The organism is Methylophilus sp. Leaf414 (assembly GCF_001425425.1).
GTDB lineage: Bacteria > Pseudomonadota > Gammaproteobacteria > Burkholderiales > Methylophilaceae > Methylophilus.
Map to the genome: position 1 here is coordinate 112,909 of NZ_LMQQ01000002.1, position 23,304 is coordinate 136,212.

At 48.4% G+C, this 23,304-nt stretch carries 20 protein-coding genes; 13 read left to right on the forward strand and 7 right to left on the reverse strand.

What is annotated here, in order from left to right; translation table 11 throughout:
* Positions 1-18: 18 nt before the first annotated feature.
* Together cycA and ASG24_RS05010 are read left to right on the forward strand one after the other, a co-directional pair.
* Positions 19-453, forward strand: a complete 435-nt coding sequence (gene cycA, locus ASG24_RS05005; protein WP_055830685.1) for a cytochrome c'' — start codon at positions 19-21, stop codon at positions 451-453.
* Between the two features lie 23 nt (positions 454-476).
* Positions 477-1,064, forward strand: a complete 588-nt coding sequence (locus tag ASG24_RS05010) for a cytochrome b/b6 domain-containing protein (RefSeq protein ID WP_082487999.1) — start codon at positions 477-479, stop codon at positions 1,062-1,064.
* An 18-nt stretch (positions 1,065-1,082) separates the two neighbouring features.
* On the opposite strand, the gene mnmE is transcribed toward ASG24_RS05010, so the two are convergent.
* From mnmE to rpmH, 5 genes are read right to left on the reverse strand one after another with little or no spacing between them, the layout of a single operon-like run.
* Positions 1,083-2,465 (reverse strand): tRNA uridine-5-carboxymethylaminomethyl(34) synthesis GTPase MnmE, encoded by a 1,383-nt coding sequence (gene mnmE, locus ASG24_RS05015; RefSeq protein ID WP_055868996.1) that lies wholly within the window; start codon positions 2,463-2,465, stop codon positions 1,083-1,085.
* Between the two features lie 43 nt (positions 2,466-2,508).
* A complete protein-coding gene (gene yidC, locus ASG24_RS05020) occupies positions 2,509-4,116 on the reverse strand; it encodes a membrane protein insertase YidC (RefSeq protein ID WP_055868635.1) in 1,608 nt (535 codons plus the stop codon).
* Positions 4,117-4,135: 19 nt separating this feature from the next.
* A complete protein-coding gene (yidD, locus tag ASG24_RS05025) occupies positions 4,136-4,339 on the reverse strand; it encodes a membrane protein insertion efficiency factor YidD (RefSeq protein WP_369814158.1) in 204 nt (67 codons plus the stop codon).
* Positions 4,340-4,353: 14 nt separating this feature from the next.
* Positions 4,354-4,719, reverse strand: a complete 366-nt coding sequence (rnpA, locus tag ASG24_RS05030; protein ID WP_235562313.1) for a ribonuclease P protein component — start codon at positions 4,717-4,719, stop codon at positions 4,354-4,356.
* Between the two features lie 25 nt (positions 4,720-4,744).
* Positions 4,745-4,879 (reverse strand): 50S ribosomal protein L34, encoded by a 135-nt coding sequence (rpmH, locus tag ASG24_RS05035; RefSeq protein ID WP_018987191.1) that lies wholly within the window; start codon positions 4,877-4,879, stop codon positions 4,745-4,747.
* A 338-nt stretch (positions 4,880-5,217) separates the two neighbouring features.
* On the opposite strand from rpmH, the gene dnaA reads away from it, so the two are divergent.
* From dnaA to ASG24_RS05060, 5 genes are all read left to right on the forward strand, one after another.
* Positions 5,218-6,648, forward strand: a complete 1,431-nt coding sequence (dnaA, locus tag ASG24_RS05040; RefSeq protein WP_055869335.1) for a chromosomal replication initiator protein DnaA — start codon at positions 5,218-5,220, stop codon at positions 6,646-6,648.
* Between the two features lie 269 nt (positions 6,649-6,917).
* On the forward strand, positions 6,918-8,021 hold the full coding sequence (dnaN, locus tag ASG24_RS05045) for a DNA polymerase III subunit beta (protein WP_055830679.1): 1,104 nt from the start codon (positions 6,918-6,920) through the stop codon (positions 8,019-8,021).
* Positions 8,022-8,101: 80 nt separating this feature from the next.
* A complete protein-coding gene (gyrB, locus tag ASG24_RS05050) occupies positions 8,102-10,507 on the forward strand; it encodes a DNA topoisomerase (ATP-hydrolyzing) subunit B (protein ID WP_055830676.1) in 2,406 nt (801 codons plus the stop codon).
* Positions 10,508-10,803: 296 nt separating this feature from the next.
* Positions 10,804-12,042 carry a putative DNA modification/repair radical SAM protein gene (locus tag ASG24_RS05055; RefSeq protein WP_055868637.1) on the forward strand — a complete coding sequence of 413 codons (1,239 nt, stop codon included), beginning with the start codon at positions 10,804-10,806 and terminating at the stop codon, positions 12,040-12,042.
* Positions 12,043-12,090: 48 nt separating this feature from the next.
* Complete coding sequence (locus ASG24_RS05060) at positions 12,091-13,629, forward strand: UdgX family uracil-DNA binding protein (RefSeq protein WP_055868639.1); 1,539 nt, start codon at positions 12,091-12,093, stop codon at positions 13,627-13,629.
* 65 nt (positions 13,630-13,694) lie between these two features.
* Here ASG24_RS05060 and ASG24_RS05065 read toward each other — a convergent pair whose 3' ends face one another.
* Both ASG24_RS05065 and ASG24_RS05070 read right to left on the reverse strand, forming a co-directional pair.
* On the reverse strand, positions 13,695-13,925 hold the full coding sequence (locus ASG24_RS05065; RefSeq protein ID WP_156376485.1) for a hypothetical protein: 231 nt from the start codon (positions 13,923-13,925) through the stop codon (positions 13,695-13,697).
* Positions 13,926-14,094: 169 nt separating this feature from the next.
* Positions 14,095-15,861, reverse strand: coding sequence for a monovalent cation:proton antiporter-2 (CPA2) family protein (locus ASG24_RS05070; protein WP_055868641.1), 1,767 nt, complete (start codon positions 15,859-15,861; stop codon positions 14,095-14,097).
* A gap of 297 nt (positions 15,862-16,158) precedes the next feature.
* Here ASG24_RS05070 and ASG24_RS05075 point away from each other — a divergent pair, with 297 nt between their 5' ends.
* Genes ASG24_RS05075 through ASG24_RS05100 form a run of 6 tightly spaced genes read left to right on the forward strand, consistent with a single transcriptional unit; the run spans position 16,159 to position 23,289 of the window.
* The gene (locus ASG24_RS05075) at positions 16,159-19,623 is read left to right on the forward strand and encodes a response regulator (RefSeq protein WP_055868644.1); all 3,465 of its coding nucleotides are present in this window, start codon (positions 16,159-16,161) and stop codon (positions 19,621-19,623) included.
* Between the two features lie 2 nt (positions 19,624-19,625).
* Positions 19,626-20,444 (forward strand): protein-glutamate O-methyltransferase CheR, encoded by an 819-nt coding sequence (locus tag ASG24_RS05080; RefSeq protein ID WP_055830664.1) that lies wholly within the window; start codon positions 19,626-19,628, stop codon positions 20,442-20,444.
* Positions 20,444-21,052, forward strand: a complete 609-nt coding sequence (locus tag ASG24_RS05085) for a chemotaxis protein CheB (RefSeq protein WP_055830662.1) — start codon at positions 20,444-20,446, stop codon at positions 21,050-21,052. The genes ASG24_RS05080 and ASG24_RS05085 overlap by 1 nt, the downstream gene beginning before the upstream one ends.
* Positions 21,042-22,250 (forward strand): hybrid sensor histidine kinase/response regulator, encoded by a 1,209-nt coding sequence (locus tag ASG24_RS05090; protein ID WP_055869337.1) that lies wholly within the window; start codon positions 21,042-21,044, stop codon positions 22,248-22,250. Before ASG24_RS05085 ends, ASG24_RS05090 begins: the two co-directional genes overlap by 11 nt.
* A gap of 56 nt (positions 22,251-22,306) precedes the next feature.
* Positions 22,307-22,663: a response regulator gene (locus ASG24_RS05095; RefSeq protein ID WP_055830660.1), complete on the forward strand. Its 357-nt coding sequence runs from the start codon at positions 22,307-22,309 to the stop codon at positions 22,661-22,663.
* A complete protein-coding gene (locus tag ASG24_RS05100; protein WP_055868645.1) occupies positions 22,660-23,289 on the forward strand; it encodes a hypothetical protein in 630 nt (209 codons plus the stop codon). The genes ASG24_RS05095 and ASG24_RS05100 overlap by 4 nt, the downstream gene beginning before the upstream one ends.
* Positions 23,290-23,304: the final 15 nt, after the last annotated feature.

Consider the following 23,304-nt stretch of genomic DNA (forward strand, 5'->3'; position numbering starts at 1 on the left):
ACCAAAGGAGCTCTTACCATGAAAATCAAAACAATTATTGCTGTATTCGGGGTACTTTTTTCTGTAAACGCGTTGGCTGATGTAACTAATGCTGAAAAATTGGTCTATAAATATACCAATATTGCGCAGTCAGTTAACCCATCATTCAAAGCACCATCAATTACGGATGGGAAAATATTTTTTAACCGTAAATTCCAAACGGCAAGTGGCCGTGAGGCTGCGTGCGCATCCTGCCACACTAACAATCCTGCTAACGTTGGTAAGAACATTGTCACCAATAAAGAAATTCCTCCATTAGCACCACGCGTTAACACTAAACGCTTCACAGATATTGATAAAGTAGAAGAAGAGTTTACCAAACACTGTAACGATATTTTAGGCGCAGATTGCGCACCAGCCGAAAAGGCCAACTTTATCGCTTATCTGTTAACAGAAACCAAGCCAACTAAATAATTAAGCCAGGGTAACCTCACGGAATGCTACGCTACGTTTGGGATCCATTTATACGTATCTTCCACTGGTCCCTGGTGGCAGCTTTTACTTATGCGTTTTATACCCATAGCTCCATGTGGGATAGGTTACACCATGCTTATGCAGGCTATGTCGCCGGCACACTAATCATTGCGCGCATTATCTGGGGCGTAGTCGCTACTGGCTACGCCAATTTCCAAAGCTTCCCTTTAAACCCTGTCTGGGCAGTAAAGCACTTATTCAAACTACTTAAAGGTACAGCCAGGCATTATGTGGGCCATAATCCCGTAGGTTCGATTGCAATTTATGCGATGCTGGGTTTAGGTATTTTGGCAGTAGGTTCGGGTTGTATCGTCTATAACAGCGGCTGGGGATTCATAGATGATGAATTAGCCAAAGTGATACACCACTATGTTACCTGGACCTGGTTAGGTGTCGTTGTCATTCATGTATTAGGTGTCTTGTTTGAAAGCTTCATTCATAAAGACAATTTGATCTGGGCCATGATTACCGGGTCCAAGCGCGTTTGCCTGATTGATGAACGCTACAGCCGGAGAAATACGCCGTTTCCCAGACAGAAAAAAACCCGCTAAAGCGGGTTTTTATTTGTTTTACTTACCGATACAAAATCTGCTGAATATCTCGCCCAGCAAATCGTCAGGAGTAAATTCACCAGTGATTGAGGCCAGCGCCTCCTGTGCACTACGCAATTCCTCGGCAATCAGTTCAGCAGCATGCATTTGTTTTGACGCCAAATCCAGATGTAACTCCACTTGCTGCAATGCTTGAAGGTGTCGTGCGCGCGCCATAAACACACCCTCACTTCCTGGTTGATAACCAACAATTTCAAGAAGCGTTTTTTGCAAGGCAGCGATACCATCGCCTGTCTTGGCTGATAAAAACAAGTGTGTCTCTTTTCCTCGATTTTCTACACGAGATGTTTCACGTGAAACATCTATCTTGTTATGTACCCATATTTTATGAATTTCAACGTGTAACTTTTGAAGAATGCTGGTTTCATATGGCCCAATACCGTTCTGGCTATCTATCAGCAATAATGCCACTTGCGCGGATTGAATGGCTTTCCATGTACGTTCAATGCCTACCTGTTCAACGATATCTTCAGTCTCGCGCAGGCCTGCCGTATCAATGATATGTAACGGCACACCTTGGATTTGAATAACGTTTTTAATCGTATCGCGCGTGGTGCCGGCGATTGGCGTCACAATGGCAATATCTTCACCAGACAAGGCATTCAGTAAACTGGATTTCCCTACATTGGGCTGACCTATCAAGACGACATTTAAACCCTCGCGTAAGAGGGCACCTTGCCTGGCTTTGGTATGGATAGTATGTAAAGTTTGCTGATTGGCTTGCAGCTTTTCCAATACACGACCCTGACTAATGAAATCAATCTCCTCTTCAGGGAAATCTAAACAAGCCTCGACATACATCCGTAAGTCTATCAATTGCTGCAATAGTGTTTGAATAGCTTGTGAAAATTCGCCGGATAGTGATCGAACGGCACTGCGTGCTGCTTCAGCGGTAGCGGCGTTGATTAAATCAGCCACTGCTTCAGCTTGCGCCAGATCAATCTTGTCATTCAGGTAAGCTCGCTGGGTAAATTCACCCGCTACCGCATGGCGTGCACCACACTCCACACAACGCGCCAGCAGGATTTGCATCAGCGCTGTACCACCATGAGCCTGTAGCTCTAATACATCTTCACCAGTATAAGAGTGTGGATTAGGGAAATAAATGGCTATGCCGCGATCAATCAGGCTGCCATCAGCTTGCAGAAAAGGTAAATAGGCAGCTAGCCTGGGAGCAGGGCAGTAACCAAGGACTTGTTCGGCTATCTGCCTGGATAATGGACCTGAGACCCTGACAACACCAATGCCACCGGCACCGGGCGCGGTGGCAATAGCGGCAATGGTTTCGGTGCTTGAATCAATAGGGGCAGGGTTTGGTAGCTTAAGGCCAGCCGGAGTCATTTCTGCGCTGGCATTTCCTAAGTTTACGTTACCCGGTTGTTGATTACTTGCCATGCCCTTTTTTGGCAACTGTTTCCGCATGTATCATCCGGTTAATCGCCCATTGTTGCCAGATGGAAAGGATATTGTTCACCAGCCAGTACAAGACCAGACCAGCCGGGAAGAAGAAAAAGAACACACTGAACAGCACCGGCATGATTTTCATGACCTTGGCCTGGATAGGGTCCGTAGGTGGTGGATTCAAAGTGGTTTGAATAATCATGGTCGCGCCCATCAGGATAGGCAGGATGAAGTATGGATCAGTCGCTGACAAATCCTGTATCCAGCCGAAGAAAGGCGCGTGACGGAGTTGCACTGAGCCCAGCAAAACCCAGTAAAGGGAAATAAACACCGGGATTTGCACCAGAATAGGCAGACAGCCACCCATAGGGTTAATTTTCTCAGTACGATACATTTCCATCATGGCTTGTTGCAGCTTTTGTTTGTCATCGCCAAACTTGTCTTTTAACGCCTGCATGCGTGGTGCTATTTCACGCAAATGGGCCATATTGCGGTAACCGGAGGCTGATAGCTTGAAGAAAGCAGCCTTGATTAATACTGTCAGGATAATAATAGCCACACCCCAGTTTTTGACCAGGTCATAAATATGGGTCAACAACCACATCAATGGTTTGGCAATGATGGTCAGAATACCGTAATCAACCACATATTCCATGCCAGGTGCAGCTGCTTCCAGAGCATCCTGCTCCTGCGGGCCTGTGAATAATCTGGCATCGACTGTTTTGCTACTGCCGGCAGCAATTTCGCCCACCGGTAAAATAGTACCGATTGAAAAATCACTTTCGCTGAGTTTGGTAGTGTAGAACTTCTGTTCTGCTTTGGATTGCGGAATCCAGGCACTCACAAAATAGTGCTGAACCAAGCCAACCCAACCATCTTTGGCGGTAAGGGAGATATCCTTTTTCGCCATGTCATCGAATTTGACCTTGTTATATTTATCAGCCTCATTGAAATAGGCGCCACCGGTAAAGGTAGGCATCATTTTTGAGCCCTGATTAGATTCACGGTCATGGATGATCTGGTAATACACAGAAGGAGAAATCGCTTGTGCACTGTTGTTTTTGATCTCGTAGCGCACATCAATCTGGTACTGGCCACGATGGAAAATGTAAATCTTGTCTACTGCAATGCCATTAGTTTCCGGTGCAGTCAAACGCACTTCAAGTGAGTTTTCACTCTCTTGCATCACATAGCTGGTATTGGCTGCAGTAAACGTCTCGTAATGCGTAGGCAGGCCATTACCTTTCAGGCCGGTCTGTGCGACATAGAGTTTTTCCTTACTTTGATCACTCATCAGCTCATAGGGGCCTGAGTTGTCATCTGCTTTATGTTCAAGTAAAGACAACTGGCGCAAATCACCACCAACGGTATCAATCACCGCTGAATAAAGATCGGTCTTTACAGAAATGCGTTCACCTTTTTTAAGGCTGAAGCCGCCATTTTCTTGCGGCTTATCCGCAGGGGCACCTTGTGGGGTCGCGGCAGTTTGCGTCGCAGGGGTTTCAGGCGCATGTTCTTTCTGCCAGGCATCCCATAGCAGCATGATGGAGAAAGAAAAAATGACGAACAGAATTAAACGGCGAGTATCCATAAGGTTTCGTTTTTACAAGTCAAGGAAGAGGGTCCACACCACCGGGATGCCAGGGATGACAGCGGCCAATACGTGCCAATGCCAATCTTGAGCCTTTAACAGCGCCATAGCGTTCTAAAGCTTCAATCGCATAGTGTGAACAGGTTGGATGAAAACGGCATTGACGCCCCAGCCAGGGACTCAAGCCCCACTGGTAACACTTAATCAAAGTAATCAGTACCATTTTCATCGGATTTATCAGGAAACAACAGCCGTTTTTTTTAGCTTAACCAGCAAAAGTGACAGATCTCGTTGTACTGCAGGAAAATCCGCATGCTGAAATTTCTTGCGTACCTGAAGCACGACATCATAACCGCTTGTTGCCGGTGATGGTTGATTTCTTAACAACTCGCGCAGTACGCGCTTCATGTAATTACGGCTGACCGCCAGCTTGGCAATTTTTTTTGAGACCACCAGACCGTAACGGTGCTGCGCTAGCTGGTTTGGTTTTATATTGGCAAGCAACCACTCGCCATACAACCGTTTCCTGAAAGTAAAAACGGATGAAAATTCATCCGTTTTTCTAAGCTTGTACAATGTCATGGCTTTTATAATGTCATGCATTGGCTAAGCAATGCCACACCGGGAATTACAGACCCAGGCGTTTACGGCCTTTAGCGCGACGGGCAGCAATGACTGCACGGCCACCTTTGGTTTTCATGCGCACCAGAAAGCCATGGGTACGGGCACGACGTGTTTTAGATGGTTGGTAGGTACGTTTCATTATTTAGCTCCTGTGCCAAGTAGGGAATAATCCCGGCAGTTAAAATCTGTTTCGGCTCTGCTGATTTCCCAGCTGAATTTTGCCGATTTCAAAAACCCTTAATTAAACATGATTTCGACAGACTATGTCAATGATTTTTTTTATATTTTTATGGGTGCAGGCTGTGGATAACTCATGCTAAAACGTTTAGAATGTTCCCAGTGAATCAGGCAGTTGAATAGATCTGATTCCCACTTCTGCCACTCTTTCCTGGCAATTATAAAGAATAAAACGCAAACTTCTCCAAGGCTGACAAGCAGGAGTAAGCTTTTTGCATGATATTGAAAAACACTGGAGCAATGGAAAATTTTTGGGCGCATTGTCTGCTGAAGTTCGAACAGGAACTGTCCGCACAACAATACAATACCTGGATTAAACCCCTGCGAGCACGCGTGAATGGTCAGGCTGTGCAAATTGTTGCGCCTAACAAGTTTGTGATGCAATGGGTGAAAAGCAAGTTCTTCACCCGCATTGAAACCATTGCACACGAACTCTCCACCTCAGTCGTCGTTGAACTGATTGTCGATAGCAGCATTTTGCAAACCGAACCGGGTTTGGTGAATCCAGCCGCAGGTATGCCTTCTATAAATATTGATTCTGGTACTAGTGAAAAACCTTCAGCGAAACTCCCGCCAAGAGCACTGGAAAGAATTGTTGAAAAGAAACCACTGCCTAGCCGTGCGCCGGTTAAAAATTTAAAAGCTGAAAAGAGCAGCGGGCTGAATAACAGTTTCCTGTTTGATAATTATGTGACGGGGCGCGCCAATCAATTGGCACGTGCGGCCGCAATACAAGTTGCCGGTAATCCGGGCCAAGCCTATAACCCGCTATTTATTTATGGTGGAGTAGGGCTGGGTAAAACGCATTTGCTACAGGCGATTGGTAACGAGCTGAAAAAAGTTAAACCGGATGCCAATATCCGCTACCTGCATGCCGAGCGCTATGTATCGGATGTGGTGAAAGCCTATGAAAATAAAGCGTTTGATGAATTTAAACAGCAATACCATTCCCTGGATTTATTGCTGATCGATGACATTCAATTCTTCGCCAAGAAAACGCGGACGCAAGAAGAGTTTTTTTACGCGTTCAATACCTTGATTGAAGAAAAAAAACAGATCGTGATCACCTGTGATACCTATCCAAAAGAAATCGTGGATATGGATGAACGTCTGCGCACGCGCTTCAGCTGGGGCCTGACCGTGGCTGTTGAGCCACCGGAACTGGAAATGCGCGTAGCCATTCTGCGTAAAAAAGCCGAAACGCTCAAAATCAACCTGCATGAAGATGTGGCGTTTTTTGTTGCCAAACAGATCCGTTCCAGCGTACGTGAACTTGAAGGTGCACTCAACCGTATTATCGCCATGGCCAACTTTACCGGCCATGCTATCGATGTACATTTAGCCAAAGATGCCTTACGTGATCTGATTGCAGTGCGTGGCCGCCAGATTACCATAGAGAACATACAAAAAACGGTGGCTGACTATTACAAGATTAAAGTCAGTGATATGTTCAGCAAAAAACGCTCACGCAATGTGGCTCGGCCACGCCAGGTAGCCATGTCATTAGCCAGAGAACTAACCAATCACAGCTTTCCGGAGATAGGCGAAGCCTTTGGCGGACGTCACCATACAACGGTGATGCATGCCTGTGACGAAATTGAACAATTGCGTTTAAATGACCAGACGCTCGCTCGAGATATCGGTTTTTTAACGCAGGTAATTAGAGATTAGTCATCAGAGATTAAAGCAACAGATTGAAAACAAAAGCTGTGGATAAGATGCGAATGAACTGTGTTTAAATATTGCGTAAAGCCAAGATAAATTCAGTTTACAATACCAGGCACAAACAATGCAGGTTTAAACCGCAATTTATACACAAGCTAACAGTGCAACAAGTGGTTGAATTTTAATAGGTTTTTAAGTTACCCACAAATAATCGTATCATTACTATTATTCTTATCTTTTATATATTGAAATAAAGTTATTAATTAGGTCAGGCCATGCAAATCAAAATCAGCCGTGAAGTATTGCTAAAACCACTTAACAATGTCACCGGAATCGTAGAACGCAGACATACGTTACCGATACTTTCCAATTTGTTGATTAACATCAAACAACAGGAAATGCATTTGACGGCGACCGACCTGGAAATGCAGATTTCACTAAAAGTAAATAGTGGCGTTGAGGGTGAGTTGAGTACTACCATCTCTGCCAAGAAATTACTGGATATCTGCCGTTCATTGCCTGACAGCACCACGATAGAAATGAATAACCAGGATAACCGCATCACCCTGAAAGCAGGCAAGAGCAGATTTAACCTGCAAACCTTGCCTGCTGCGGATTATCCTTTAATGAGCAAAGCCAGCGGCCAGAACATCAGTTTCAGCCTGGCGCAATCAGAACTGAAACGCCTGTTGAAACAGGTTGAATTCGCTATGGCGCAACAGGATATCCGCTATTACCTGAACGGCCTGTTGATGGAAGTGCAAGGTAACCAGTTGCATGTAGTGGGTACCGATGGTCACCGCCTGAGTTATACCAATACAACACTGGACCAGGAGTTTGAAAAAACTGAAGTAATCCTGCCGCGTAAGACCGTGTTGGAATTAACCAAATTACTGGATGAACAATCTGATTCACCGGTAGTGATTGATTTATTGAACGGCCAGGTCAGTTTTGAATTTGGTGATATTCAACTGATCAGTAAAGTAATCGATGGCAAATTTCCTGATTACAACCGCGTAATCCCCAATGGTCACCAGAATACGTTTGAAGTGAATCGCCAGGCAATTTTGAGTGCCTTGCAACGTGCTTCAATTTTATCTAACGAAAAATATCGCAGTATCCGCATGGTGATCACCGATGGCCAGCTTAAGCTGATCAGTACTAATACTGAGCAGGAAGAGGCTGAAGAAGAATTGGATATTGATTACAGCAAAGCAGCGCTGGATATTGGCTTTAATGTCACTTACCTGATTGATGTTTTGAACAATCTGGGCGATGAAAACATCCAGTTTGCGTTTGCCGATGCCAATAGCAGTTGCCTGATCACTACTGCCAGCGATACCAACTATAAATACGTTGTGATGCCAATGCGCATATAATGCAGGATTACCCTGTTTCACGTGAAACACGGAATGTATTGGTTTCAATCGTCTTTTAATCAAATAAAGAAACTTTTGTTATGGCACAGCCACAAGAATATAACTCAGACAGTATCAAGATTTTAGAAGGTTTGGACGCGGTGCGTAAGCGTCCAGGCATGTATATCGGTGACACGTCAGACGGTTCTGGCCTGCACCATATGGTGTTTGAAGTATTGGATAACGCGATTGATGAAGCTTTGGCTGGTCATTGCGACGACATTAAAGTGATTATCCATCCTGATAATTCCATCAGTATTTCTGATAACGGTCGCGGTATCCCCACTGATATCAAAGAAGACGACAAACACGAGCCTAAGCGTTCTGCTGCTGAAATCGTGATGACTGAGTTGCATGCCGGTGGCAAGTTTGACCAGAACTCATACAAGGTGTCTGGTGGTCTGCATGGCGTGGGTGTGTCCGTAGTGAATGCCTTGTCCGACTGGTTAAGGCTGAAAATTTACCGCAAAGGTAAAGTACACCAGATGGAGTTTCAGCGTGGTGTGCCACAAGCGCCGTTGGCCGTTACCGGCACTACTGACAAAAAAGGGACTGAAGTGCATTTTCTGGCTTCCGTTGATACCTTTGTGCTGGTTGAATACCACTTTGAAATCCTTGCCAAACGTATCCGCGAATTATCTTTCCTGAACAATGGTGTGAAAATCGAATTGATCGATCAGCGTACCGGCAAGTCAGAAAACTTCGAATTTAGCGGCGGTATCAAAGGTTTTGTGGAATACATGAACCGCAGTAAAACTGTTTTGCACCCAAAAGTGTTTTACGCAATCAGTGAAAAAGACAATATGACGGTAGAAGTCGCCATGCAATGGAATGACAGCTACTCTGAAACGGTGCAATGTTTCACCAATAATATTCCGCAACGCGACGGTGGTACCCATTTAACCGGTTTGCGTACAGCCATGACGCGGACTTTGAATCAATATATTGAGCAAAACGAATTCGCTAAAAAAGCCAAAGTGGAAACCACTGGCGATGACATGCGTGAAGGCATCACTTGTGTATTGTCGGTCAAGGTACCTGATCCCAAGTTCTCATCCCAGACCAAGGACAAACTGGTTTCCAGTGAAGTACAGCCGGTAGTGTCTGAGATTGTGTCTGCCAAACTGGCAGAGTTTTTAGCTGAAAATCCGGTCGATGCCAAAATCGTCTGTGGCAAGATTGTAGAAGCTGCCCGTGCGCGTGAAGCCGCCCGTAAGGCGCGTGAAATTACCCGCCGTAAAGGCGTGATGGACACCATGGGCTTGCCAGGTAAACTGGCCGATTGCCAGGAAAAAGATCCTTCATTGTGCGAAATCTACCTGGTCGAGGGTGACTCTGCGGGTGGTTCAGCCAAACAAGGCCGTGACCGTAAAAATCAGGCTATCCTGCCACTCAAAGGTAAAATCCTTAACGTAGAAAAAGCCCGTTTTGACAAGCTGCTGGGCTCTCAAGAAATTGCCACGCTGATTACGGCCTTGGGTACCAGCATAGGCAAAGCGGATTTTAATGTCGATAAACTGCGTTACCACCGTATCATCATCATGACCGATGCTGACGTCGATGGTGCCCATATCCGTACTTTGCTGTTGACCTTCTTCTACCGCCAGATGCCTGAGCTGGTAGAGCGCGGTCATATTTACATTGCGCAACCACCGCTCTACAAAGTCAAACAGGGCCGTGATGAGCGTTACCTGAAAGATGAACACGAGCTGGATGAATACCTGCTGAACTCAGCGCTCAAAGGTGCAGAGTTGCTGACCCGTGAAGGTGGTGAAAGCTTGAAAGACGATGCGCTGACCAGCATTGCCAAACAAATGGTGCTGACTGAAGCGGTGATCCGTCGTATTGCCAACCTGTATGATGAAAGCGTATTGCGCGCCATTCAGGACCTGGGTGAGCTGGACTTAAGCACCGAAGCCACCGCTAATGAAGCTGCCAGTAAATTGCGTCCTATCCTCGGTGCCATTGGTTCCGAAGTGATCGTGGTCCAGGATACCGAAACCAGCGCTTACCGCCTGGAGGTGAATAAATTCGTGCACGGCAACCTGCAAAGTTGTGTGATTGATGCAGAATTTGTCGGCAGCGGGGATTACCGCCAGATCAACCGTACCTCGCAGCTGGTGAACAACCTGCTGGGTGAGGGTGCATTGATCAAGCGCGGCGAAAAAGAGCAACGCGTCAGTACCTTCAAACAGGCGCTGGACTGGTTATTAGGTGAAGCCAGACACAACCTGAACATCCAGCGCTATAAAGGCCTGGGAGAGATGAATCCGGAGCAGCTGTGGGAAACCACCATGGACCCAACCGTGCGTCGCTTGCTCAAAGTGCAAATTGACGATGCCATCAGTGCTGATGAAATCTTTACTACATTGATGGGCGATAACGTAGAACCACGCCGCGCATTTATTGAAAGCAATGCGTTGAGTGTAGGCTCACTGGATGTTTAACAGCATCTAGCGTCTGATCAAATAAAAAATCCGATCAAATGTTAATAAGTTAAAGGCTCCGTATGGGGCCTTTTTCTTGTTGAGGGTATAAGTAGTTTTTCGTCAATATGATGAATGATGAACTCGTACTTTTAGATATGGTTAGGGTTTTGAAGGGGAGACGTCACACTTGCGGCACGCGCGACTAGCTTATAGAAAAACATAATTCTAAATGGCTAATTCCAGAACCAAGAAGCCGTTGCCGGGTCATATTTCTGTTCTGCTTTCATTCAAGAAACCCACTCAAAAAGACCGGCATGGAGCTTAAGCAAAAACTCGAAATACTGGCTGACGCCGCTAAATACGATGCTTCGTGTGCCTCCAGCGGCACCGACAAGCGTACTTCGACAGGCGGCAAAGGCATAGGCTCAACTACTGGCATGGGCATATGTCACAGCTACGCGCCTGATGGCCGCTGTATTTCACTACTGAAAATTTTGCTGACTAATTTCTGTGTGTATGACTGCGTCTATTGCGTTAACCGCGTCAGCAGCAATGTGCCCCGTGCGCGCTTCAGTGTAGAGGAAGTTGTTAACCTCACGCTGAGCTTTTATCGGCGCAACTACATCGAAGGACTTTTTCTGAGTTCAGGCATTATCCGTAATCCGGACTACACCATGGAGCAGGTGGTGGAGGTGGCGCGGGTACTACGCGAAGAGCATGACTTTCGCGGTTATATCCACCTGAAAACGATTCCAGATGCCAGCCCTGAACTGATGGCCCGCGCCGGTTTGTATGCTGACCGCCTCAGTATCAATGTCGAGCTGCCTACCATCGCCAGCCTGCGTACGCTGGCGCCTGAAAAAGATGGGCAGGCCATACGCCGTTCCATGGGTCATTTGCGGCTCAAGATAGACGAGAGCAAAGATAAAACGCTGACCGGCAAAAAACCGCCGCGCTTCGCTCCCGGCGGCCAGAGCACGCAGATGATCGTCGGTGCGGATACGACAGACGATCGCGCCATTCTCGATACCAGCGCCAACCTCTATGGTGCGTTCCGCTTGCGGCGTGTCTACTACTCGGCCTTCAGCCCGATACCTGATGCCAGTAAAATGCTGCCGCTGAAAGCGCCACCGCTGGTACGCGAGCACCGGCTATACCAGGCCGACTGGTTATTACGCTTTTACGGGTTTGATGCTCAAGAGATAGTGACCGGCCAGGATGGTATGCTCGATCTCGATGTCGACCCGAAAACAGCCTGGGCATTGCAGCATCGCGAGCAGTTTCCGGTTGACCTTAACCGTGCACCCAAGGCGATGTTATTGCGCGTACCTGGGCTGGGGGTGACCAGCGTTGCACGTATTGTGACTGCCCGCCGAGTACGCCCCATCCGTTATGACGATCTGGCGCGTTTGCGCGTGTCGATGAAAAAAGTGCTGCCGTTCGTGATGCTGCCTGACTATCATCCTGGTCGCAGCCTGGATGACAACAACCTGAAACAGCGCTTGCAGCAATCGATAGCCCCGCAACAGTTCGGCCTGTTCGAACCGTTCTAGCTAATCGAGCTATCCCTTATTGCAGACTCAACGTATTCAGAAAGCCACATGCAGGTAGTCCGGCTAGCCAATGAAACCGATTTTGAAGGCTGGCGCAACGCTGCCCGGGCTTTGCTAGCTCAAGGCATCGCACCTGAAAATATCGAATGGCGGGCGGGTGATGAGGGCGTCAGTTTATTCGATAGCCCTGAATTCAAGCCGGATAGGCAGCATAATCAGTTATTTGATCAATCGCCATCAGTCCTTCCCCATTCCAGCCAATCACAAATTAGCCAACCACAGGTTAGTCAATTTCCAGTCAATCAATTCAAGGTCCCACGCGATTTTATTGAGCTTTGCCGTAAAGCCATCTTGCACAGCGACCCGACCCGTTTTGGCTTGTTGTACCGCCTGTTGTGGCGATTGAAAGACGAGCAGAAACTATTGCGGATTTCTTTCGATCCGGATGTAGCGCGCATTCAGTTTATGATCAAAGCCGTACGCCGTGATCTGCACAAGATGAAGGCCTTTGTGCGATTCCGCGAAATAGAGATTGAGGGTGGAGAATCCGAGTTTGTGGCCTGGTTTGAGCCCAGCCATCACATCGTCGAAGCTTCTGCACCTTTCTTCACCGGGCGATTTACCAATATGCGCTGGTCCATACTTACGCCTTCTATCTGTATGCATTGGGATGGTACAGCGTTAAGTTATAGTCCGGGGGCTAACAAAGCCGATGCACCGGCTGATGATGCCGGTGAGGATTTATGGCGCTCGTATTACCGCAGTATCTTCAACCCGGCAAGGCTCAAGATATCAGCGATGCAGTCGCAAATGCCCAAAAAATACTGGCGCAATCTGCCGGAAGCCCCGTTGATAGCCGAGTTGATCGCGAACTCCTCGCAACGCATGGATAGCATGATTGCAGCCGAACCGACCGTGCCGCAGCGTAAAGTGGTCAAGTACGTAGGCAGCAGTCAGAGCGCCATCCCTGTAGACGAAACACAAGTAATGGCTGCATTACGCAGATGGAATGAAAGTATGCTGGCGCAAGAATTTCCGCTGGCGGTGCATGCCACGCAAGCCGTATTAGGCATCGGTGCGGTGCCAGCTTCTCTGATGCTGCTGGGAGAACAACCGGGCGAACAGGAAGATCTGGCGGGTGAGCCGTTTATTGGTCCGGCCGGGAAACTGCTGAACCAGGCTTTACTGCATGCGGGTATACAGCGCTCAGACATTTATATCACCAATGCACTCAAGCACTATAAATTCAAGCTGCAAGGCACGCGCCGGGTGCGTATGTTGCCTGGTGTAGGTGATATCAAGACTTATTGGCCGTGGTTACAAGGGGAAATGGCCATTGTAAAGCCAAGGGTTGTGATTGCGTTGGGAACGGTCGCGGCACATGCAATTACTGGCGTAGCGCTGGAGATGGAAAGCAATCGGGGAAAACTGTTTACTTTGCCAGAGGGCAGGCAGGCGCTAGTAACTTATCACCCATCATTTATCCTGCGTACAATGGATGAAGCGGCGAAACAGCAATATTATGAGCAGTTAGTGAACGATCTTAAACTGGGACTGGCAATAGTCAGTGCTGCAGCTAGCGAGTGATAACTTGTTTCCGGGAATTGAGTAAGATCCTGAAGTTATAAAGCCAGACGCTATCCATAAAGTAATCAGGCAGCTTTCGCCCCACGATAAATATACAACTGCGTCAATTCACCAGTGAGAAGTTTGCATGCCTCGTCATAAGCAACACGCGTAAGCAATATGCGATCGCCTTCGTCAGGCACAAACAAATAGGATTCTTTTTCCACATCAGAAATAAACTCGCCTGCTAATACACCGTTGATATATACAAAATCCAGGCTGGATTGCATTTCTGATTTTTTGAATTCTATTTTCATGAAAGGCTCGCTCATCAATTGGGCATAAAAAGGGGCTTCCGTAGAAGCCATTGCGCTATTCACACTTAGCAAAATTAGCGTTAATTCCGCTGCTCGTGATATATGAACATTAACGGCAAAAAATAGAAAAATTTATAGGGCAAATACTCTAAGTTTTGTAGGAATATCTTTACGTCTCTGTATTAGGGCTTTCCAGCTCAAGTAAAGTTTTCAAATCCTGCCGGCCCTGTTCCATCAGACTGGAAATGGCTTTGCGGTCATGGCGGATTTTCAATGTAGCCTCAAGCTGATCCAGGTCATGCTTTTCAAATTGCCTGACGACTTTTTCAGCCACGCTGGCGCTTTCGCCAATAGCCAGCAAAGATTGTCTGGCGGCTTCCAGCGAAGAATAAAAGGTTTCCCGGATTGGGTTTAAATCCAGTTCGCGCAAATCAAACGCGTCGGTACGGCTTCTGGCCCTGGCGACAATAGCCACGGCAGGCCAGCGCTCCTTGACCAGTTTCGCCATCTCCAGCGCAGCGGCAGAATCATTCACGGCAATCACCAGCAACTTCGCTTCGGCGATACCTGCTTCTTCCAGCAAATCCAGTCGCGACGCATCACCGTAATAACAACGCCAGCCAAAATCACGCATCAAATCGACCTGGTTAGGGTCGTTATCAATCAAGGTCGGCGTAATCCCTTTGGCAACCAGCACGCGGCCCACGATCTGGCCAAAACGTCCAAAGCCGGCAATGATGACACTGTTATTTTCCGGGATAGCATCTTTAGGCCGTTCACTGCATTGCAGGCTTAGAAAGCGGTCATACAGTAACAGCAGGATAGGCGTGGTCAGCATGGAGACGGCGACTATCGCATTCAGGATATTGTAGGTTTCGCGTGAAATAGAGTTTTGCGCCAAGGCCAGGCCAAAAATAACAAAAGCAAACTCGCCGATTTGCGAAATGGAAAAGCCGAACAATAATTTGTCACGCAGAGAATATTTAAACACCCAGCCCAGCCCCATCAGCACGCCAATTTTGATGGCGACAATCAATAATGCGAAGCCGAAAATCAGCAGAGGCTGATTGGCTACCAGTGATAAATCCACCGTCATGCCGACCGCAATAAAAAACAGGCCCAACAACAAACCTTTCACTGGCTCAATATCCAGCCTGAGCTCATAGCGGTATTCCGAATCAGCCAGTAATACGCCAGCTAAAAAGGTTCCGAGGGCCATTGATAAGCCCACCGATTCCATCGCCAGCGAAATACCGATGACCAGCAACAGTGAAAAGGCGACAAAAATTTCCCTCACGCCGGTCTGCGCGATAGCACGCATAATGGGGCGCAATACCGTCCGGCTGGCAAGAACGATGGCGACAATCACGGCGATCGCCTTGGTCACTGCCAGCAGATCAAAGCTGGAGGCAGAACGGTCAGGTGCCAGAAATGCCAGCAACATAAATAAGGGAATGACAGATAAATCCTGGAACAGCAAAGTCGCAAAAGCAGCTTGCCCGCCTGAGGTGTGCAACTGCTTCTTTTCAATCAGCGCGGTGAGTCCGATCGCGGTCGAGGACATCGCCACCCCCATACCAATAATAATGGATTCGCTCCAGCTAAACCTAAGGGTGTGAGCAATCACTGTCACTACCAGTATGGTCAGTGTTACCTGCATACCGCCCAGGCCAAATAATAGCTTGCGTAATTCCCATACCTTTTGCGATTCGAGTTCAAGGCCGATCAGGAACAGCATCAGCACCACCCCAAACTCAGCAAAGTGCAGCACATGCTCCGGATCTGCAATCAGTTTCATCGCATACGGGCCAATCACGATGCCGGCAATTAAATAACCGAGTACCGAGCCCAGGCCCAGCCTTTTGAAGATGGGGACCAGAATGAGGGCGGCAGACAGATATATCGCTGCTTGGACAAGAAAATGGGAAGAATCCATGGAGGGGCCTTAATGATGAGTTTCTACTGGTTGTGATACATCAACTGAATGCCGCACCAGCCAATTTCACGTTACTTTTGAAGGGAAATTATCACACAAGCCCGAATCATGGAAGCCATTATTATCCTTGCGTTAGCTGAATAATAAACGCGGATTTTTGTACACAAAATGACTGACAGATTTTAGCGGCGATCTTGCAAACAAATCTTTTCCGGCCAAATCGTGGCTATGGCTAGCCATACCATGCTATCTACGGTATCTTTATTGGGTTAAGCAGAGATATTTCCAGGAACAGCAATGACAGAACAGCAACAAGTAGACCAAATCGGTTTCCGCAGGATTCTTATCCGCAATATCACATTGCCTTTAGCGCTTGGTGTCCTGAGCGCGATTATATTTGTTGTGCTGATTTTCAACCTGCTATCCGCCTTGAACTGGGTGGAGCATACACAGAAAGTCATCGGCAAAATCAATGAAACTGCCAAGCTTTCTACCGATATGGAGTCAGGCATGCGAGGTTATTTGCTTGCGGGCGATCCAGTATTCCTGACGCCTTACCAGGTGGCCCGTCCGCTGGTGCAAGCCGAGCTGGATAGCCTGATCAAGATGGTGGTGGATAACGATTACCAGGTGGCCCGCTTCCGCAAGATCAAGAGCCAGATTACCGAGTGGGATAAATATGCGCAATCCATGATAGAGCTGCGCCAGAATAACCAGGACTATTTATCCGTGGTCCGCTCACAGCGCGGCAAGGTGCAGTTTGATGAATTGCGAAAAGACCTGAGCCAGACGCTGGAAGCCGAGCAACGCCTGCTCAAGGAAAGAAATGACAAGGCCATCAGCACCACTTACACGAGTGTGGTTGCTTTCCTGATTATCAGCCTGCTGGTCAGCGGCGTGCTGGCCCTGATGGGTCGCAAAGACCTGATGGGACTTTCCAGAAATTACAGCGAAATATTGAATAAGCAGGCCGAGCATGCTGAGTATCTGCAGGAACAAAGCCGTCTGCGCCAGGGGCAGGCGGAAATCGTGCAAAGCGGGCTAGGGCAACTTGCATTGCCGGAACTGGGTAAAACAGCGCTGGCCATTCTGTCCAAATATGTGCCTATGAAGGTCGGCGCCCTCTACGAATACAAGGAGGATGGCACGCTGAGCCTGTTCGCTGCTTACGGCTTCACCGACAATTCTGGCTTGCCTGCCGAGCATATACTCAAACATGAAGGTCTGGTGGGGCAGGTGGCGCTTACCGGCGAGATCATGCAGCTGAATAATCTGCCCGAAACCTACCTCAGCATCCATTCCGCGCTGGGTTCGGCTCCGGCCAACGGCATTGTCATCATTCCGTTGAAAAGTGACGGACAGGTAAATGCGGTCATGGAACTGGGCTTCCTGGAAGCAATCCCGGAAAAGCATTTGGCCCTGCTGGAGTTTATTGCCAATAATCTGGGCTCGGCGATTGAGGCCACGATTGCCAAACAACGCCTGCAACGTGCCTATGCCGAAGTGCAGCAATTGAATGAGGAACTTCAGGTCCAGCAGGAAGAGCTCAAAACTGCGAATGAAGAGCTGGAGGAACAATCGACTATCCTCGAAGAATCCCATTCCATGCTGGAAAACCAGAAAGCGGAACTGGAACAAACCAATGAGCAGCTGGCACACCAGGCAACATTGATTGATCAACGGAATGAATCCCTGATTGCGGCACAAAAAGAATTAGAGAAAAAAGCCGAAGAATTACAGTCATCCAGCCAGTATAAATCCGAGTTCCTGGCGAATATGTCGCACGAGCTGCGCACGCCGCTGAACAGTGCGCTGATCCTTTCAAAATTGCTGGCGGATAACGCGCAAGGCAACCTGAATGAAGAACAGGTGACTTTTGCTGAAACCATTTATGCGTCAGGCAATGACTTGCTTAACCTGATCAACGATATCCTGGATATCTCCAAGGTGGAGGCAGGCAAGCTGGAGCTCAATCTTCTGCCGGTCACCACGCAAAGTGTGGCAGACGCGATGAAAATAAATTTTGAGCCTGTCGCCAAAGAAAAGGAATTGCAATTCCAGGTTTCGGTCAGCCCGGATGCGCCTCTGAGCATTACCACCGATAAATTCAGGCTGGAACAGATACTAAAAAACCTGCTTTCCAATGCTTTTAAATTTACGGCAAATGGCGAAGTAACGCTGTCGATTGCAGCGCATGGCAATGACCAGGTTGCCTTTACGGTGCGTGATACCGGCATTGGCATTGCCAAAGACCAGCAGCAGAATATCTTTGAAGCATTCCATCAGGCGGATGGCTCGATCAGCCGTAAATATGGCGGCACCGGCCTTGGCTTATCCATCTCGCGTGACCTGGCCAGGTTACTCGGTGGCGAGCTGACGCTGGAAAGTACGCCCGGCAGTGGCAGCGCATTTACCCTAACCTGTCCGCTGGTGGTTAGCGAAACCAGAGACACCCCGACACGTGTCGCTGAGGTAAAACCAGCGGCCGCGCCGGTAGCGGTAGCGCCGAAAACGGCGGAACCAGAGGCTATGGCCCTGCCTGCGTTCCCCGATGACCGCGACAATATCCAGCATGCTAACCGACTCGCGCTGGTGATCGAAGATGATAAGGATTTCGCCAAGATTCTGTATGACATCGCGCATGAAATGCAGTACAGCTGTCTGGTGGCAAATAACGCTTCCCAGGGTTTGTGGCTGGCAAAAACCCATAAACCGCAGGCGATCCTGCTGGATATCCGCTTGCCGGATGCTTCTGGTTTGACGGTATTGCAACAGCTCAAGGAAAACCCTGAAACCCGGCACATTCCCGTGCACGCCGTCTCTGCGGCTGAGCAGCAGGATGCGGCCTTGCAACTGGGAGCGATTGGTTTTGCATTGAAACCGAAATCACGGGCCGAGTTAAAAGAGGTGTTTTTAAAGCTGGAAGAAAAATATACCCAGCAGATCAAACGCGTGCTGCTGGTTGAAGATGATGCAAGGCAGCGTGAAAGCGTCATCCAGTTACTAGCCGATGACGATATCGAGATCGTGGCGGTTGAGCTGGGTGAAGAAGCCCTGCAACAACTGCAAACACAAGTATTTGATTGCATGATCATCGACTTGAAACTGCCGGACATGAAGGGCAACCAGCTGCTACAGCGCATGTCCACAGAGAAAATTCTTTCGTACCCGCCGGTGATTGTTTACACCGGCCGTAATCTGACGCGGGAAGAGGAAATGGAATTACTCAAATATTCCAACTCCATCATCATCAAGGGTGCCAGGTCCCCTGAACGCCTGCTGGATGAAGTCACTTTGTTCCTGCATAAAGTCGAATCTCAGCTATCGGCTGAACATCAATCCATGCTCAAAACCATCAGGAACCGTGACCGCGTGTTTGAAGGCAGGAGAATTCTGGTGGTGGATGATGATGTGCGCAACATTTTTGCGCTGACCAAAGTCCTTGAACATAAGGGCCTGCATGTGGATATCGCCCGTAACGGGCTGGAAGCGATTGAAAAACTGCAGCAGCTGCAAGATATCGACCTGGTGCTGATGGATATCATGATGCCGGAAATGGATGGTTACGAAGCTATGCGCGAGATCAGGAAAAAGCCTGAATTTGCCCGTCTGCCTATTATCGCCTTGACAGCAAAAGCGATGAAGGATGACCAGGAACTATGTATGAAGGCTGGTGCCAGTGACTATCTGGCCAAGCCGCTGGATATAGACAGGCTGCAATCCCTGCTACGCATCTGGATACCAAACCTGGAGCGCTTGTAAGCATGCAGTTGCCGGATGCAGACATTGAAATCAAGTTGTTGATTGAGGCGATTTACCTCAAGTACAACTATGATTTCAGGAACTACTCCAAAGCCTCGCAGAAGAGAAGGATAGAGCAGGGCATGAGTGCGTTGCGCTGCGAGTCCATCTCACAGCTGCAAGACCAGGTACTGCATGACCCGGCCGTGTTTATGCAGTTGCTGCAATACCTCACCATTCCCGTCAGCGAGATGTTCAGGGATCCTTCATATTTCCTGTCGGTGCGCGAACAGGTGGTGCCGGTTTTAAAAACCTATCCCTCGCTCAAGATCTGGGTGGCAGGTTGCAGCACGGGTGAAGAAGCCTACTCGCTGGCGATTTTGTTACAGGAAGAAGGCTTGTTGGAGCGCAGTATTATCTATGCCACCGACATCAATCCTGTGTCGCTGGAAAAAGCTAAAAAAGGCGTGTTCGCGCTGGATAAAATGGCGCTTTACACTAAAAATTACCAGGCAGCGGGCGGTAAATTTACCCTGGAAAAATACTATACCGGCGCTTATGGCGGAGCTTTGTTTGATAAAGCCCTGGCAGAAAAAATCACTTTTTCCGATCACAGCCTGGCGACCGATTCAGTGTTCTCGGAAACCCATTTTGTTTCATGCCGTAACGTGGTTATTTACTTTAACAAGGCTTTGCAGAGCCGTGCTTATAACCTGTTTCACGAGTCATTGTGCAGGCGCGGTTTCCTTGGGCTAGGGCACAAAGAAAGCCTGGACTTCTCCTCCTGTTCACATCAGTTTGAAGCGATCGTGAAAAAAGATAAGCTGTTCAGGAAGCTCTAATGGACAGTGATCATCAGGCAAAAGCGCGGCTGCAGGCGATTAAAGCCGTGGTAGTGGGGGCTTCTGCCGGTGGCATAGAAGCCATGATGAAATTATTCTGTCCTCTGCCACCGGATTATCCCTTGCCTATCATCTGTGTCATCCACCTGCCTGATCACCATGAAAGTAACCTGGCTGAAGTTTTCCAGCAATGGACACGCATTAAAGTAATGGATGCCGAGGATAAAGCCACCATTCTCAATGGCAGGCTCTATTTTGCACCGGCCGGTTACCACTTACTGGTAGAGGGTGACGCCACTTTTTCCCTGAGTTGTGAAAGGCCGGTGAATTATTCAAGACCATCGATAGACCTCCTGATGGAAAGTGCAGCGCAGGCTTATGGCCCTGGCCTGCTGGGAATATTATTGACCGGGGCGAATCTGGATGGAGCCATGGGCATGAAAACGATTAAGCAGTATGGTGGCTTTACGGTGGTGCAAACACCGGGGGAAGCAAAATCGGGTACTATGCCGAGCGAAGCCATCAAATTACAAACGCCGGACCTCATTGAAGGATTATCCGGCATCAGGCAGTTATTGCTGCAATTTATGGATGGACATGCGAGATAGTAACGAAAAAATCAAGTTGTTGATCGTCGATGACCTGCCTGAAAACCTGCGGGCACTGGATGCCATCCTGCGTGCGCCTGACCGGATCATCATGCAGGCCAGCAGTGGTATCGACGCGCTGGAGCTGTTACTGGCACATGACTTCGCACTGGCAATGGTCGATGTCGAAATGCCGGAAATGGATGGCTTCCAGCTGGCCGAGCTGATGCGCGGCACCGAAAAAACAAAACATGTGCCTATCGTATTCGTCACTGCCGCCGGCATGGAGCTGAATTACGCTTTTAAAGGCTATGGCGCGGGTGCGGTGGATGTGTTGTATAAACCATTAGACATCAATGCGGTCCAAAGTAAGGCGAACGTATTTGTCGAGTTGTTCCGCCATCGCGTGGCGTTTGAGCATCAGGTCAAGGCCCTGGAAGAAAGCCGGCGCGAGCAGGAGTTTTTGTTGGGCCAGCTAAGATCTACCCAGCAGGAGCTGCAACATTCACTGAACATGCGTGAGGAGTTTATGTCCCTGGTGGCGCATGAAATGCGCACGCCGCTGAATACGCTATTCATGGAAGTACAGGTCAGGCGCGCGCAATTAGCCAAGAATAATCTCTCTGCCTTCACGCCTGAAAACCTGCACAAAATGCTAGGACGCGGCGAACGGCAAATAAAAAGCATTATCCGGCTGATTGAAGATATGCTGGATGTCTCCCGGATCAAAAATGGCAAACTTTCCATCCAGACGGGCGATGCGAATTTGTCGGTACTGGTGAGGCAAGTGGCTGAAGACCTGACGCCGCTCGCAAAAGAGGCTGGTACAGTAATCCAGCTGGAAGCAGAAACAGAAGTGGCCGGTTATTGGGATGCATTCCGCATAGAGCAGATTATTATCAACCTGATCACGAATGCCATCAGGTATGGCAAAGGCAAGCCGGTGCAGGTGGCTTTAAAACGCGAAGGCGAGTTAGCTATCGTACAAGTCACTGACCAGGGGATTGGTATCTCCGAACATGAGCAAAAGAATATATTCGAGGCATTTGAACGCGCCTCTGGTAACGAAGTGAGAGCCGGCTTAGGCCTGGGTCTGTATATTTCGCGTAAATTAGCTGAAGCGCATGGTGGTGAAATCACTGTGCTCAGCCAGAAAGATGTCGGTAGTACATTTACCCTCCATTTGCCCCTGCAAAGCGTAGCCGGGCATAGCGAATGAATAAACGTACCCAAAACTAAACGATCAATTTTAAGTTAATCAATAGAAAACTATGCATGAATATACTGATTGTTGAAGACGATCTCGATACGCGGGAAATTTTGAGCGAATTGCTGGAATTGCAGGGGCATGCCATCGTCACTGCCAGCGAGGCTCACCATGCGCTGGATATTTTGCGGCAGCCATCCGCCATTGACCTGCTGATCACAGACGTCAGCCTGCCAGGGATGTCGGGCATTGAACTGGCAAAAATCTCGAAAACTATCCAGCCGGCCATTGGCATCATGGTCTGTTCCGGCTATGGCGAGCAGCACTGTGAAGCGTTGCCGTTTTCGGTAGAGTGGAGCCAAAAACCGCTCGAGATGGATGCTTTTATGGCCGCCATTGAACGCTTTTCCGGGACCAGGCAATGAGCATAGTGGCCGACACCGCATTATTCGATCAGTTGAGAAACGAAGTGATCAACCGCGTAATGCCCGGCCTTCGCCACAAGATGCTCGGTAAATTACAACCGATCACGCTGCTCTCGCATGTGCTGAGCAGAAAAGTACATGCTGGCAGCGCAGATGCGGCATATATTCAGACACAAGTCGATGAAATCAAACTCAATGCCAAGATTTTAACCAACGCCACCCAGAATTTGTTCACCTGGGTTGCCCAGGATAGCCCGTTTCAATTGCCTGCCGATGAGCTGGTCAGTGAGTGTGTAGAGCTGCTCAAGATGGAGTGCTATACCAACAATCTTATTATCGCTAATCATGTGTCTGAACAGCAGATGTTGCCGGCACAGGAAGCCAGGGTATTACTATGTGCAGGCATCATCCTGCTGGCGGACAAACAAGGCACAGAAAAAAAACTGCAGATCAGGGCGCAGGGAGACAGCATCCAGTTCACCTGGAACAAGGCATGCGCAGTCACCGAGACCATCAACACCGGCCTGTTAAAAAATTGGGATTGGGTAGCCAATATCTCTGAGCAATGCGAGATCGTGCAAAGTGACTCGGGCGTTCAGTTCAACTTTAAAAACGTCGCCGTTTAAACTTGAGTTACTCGA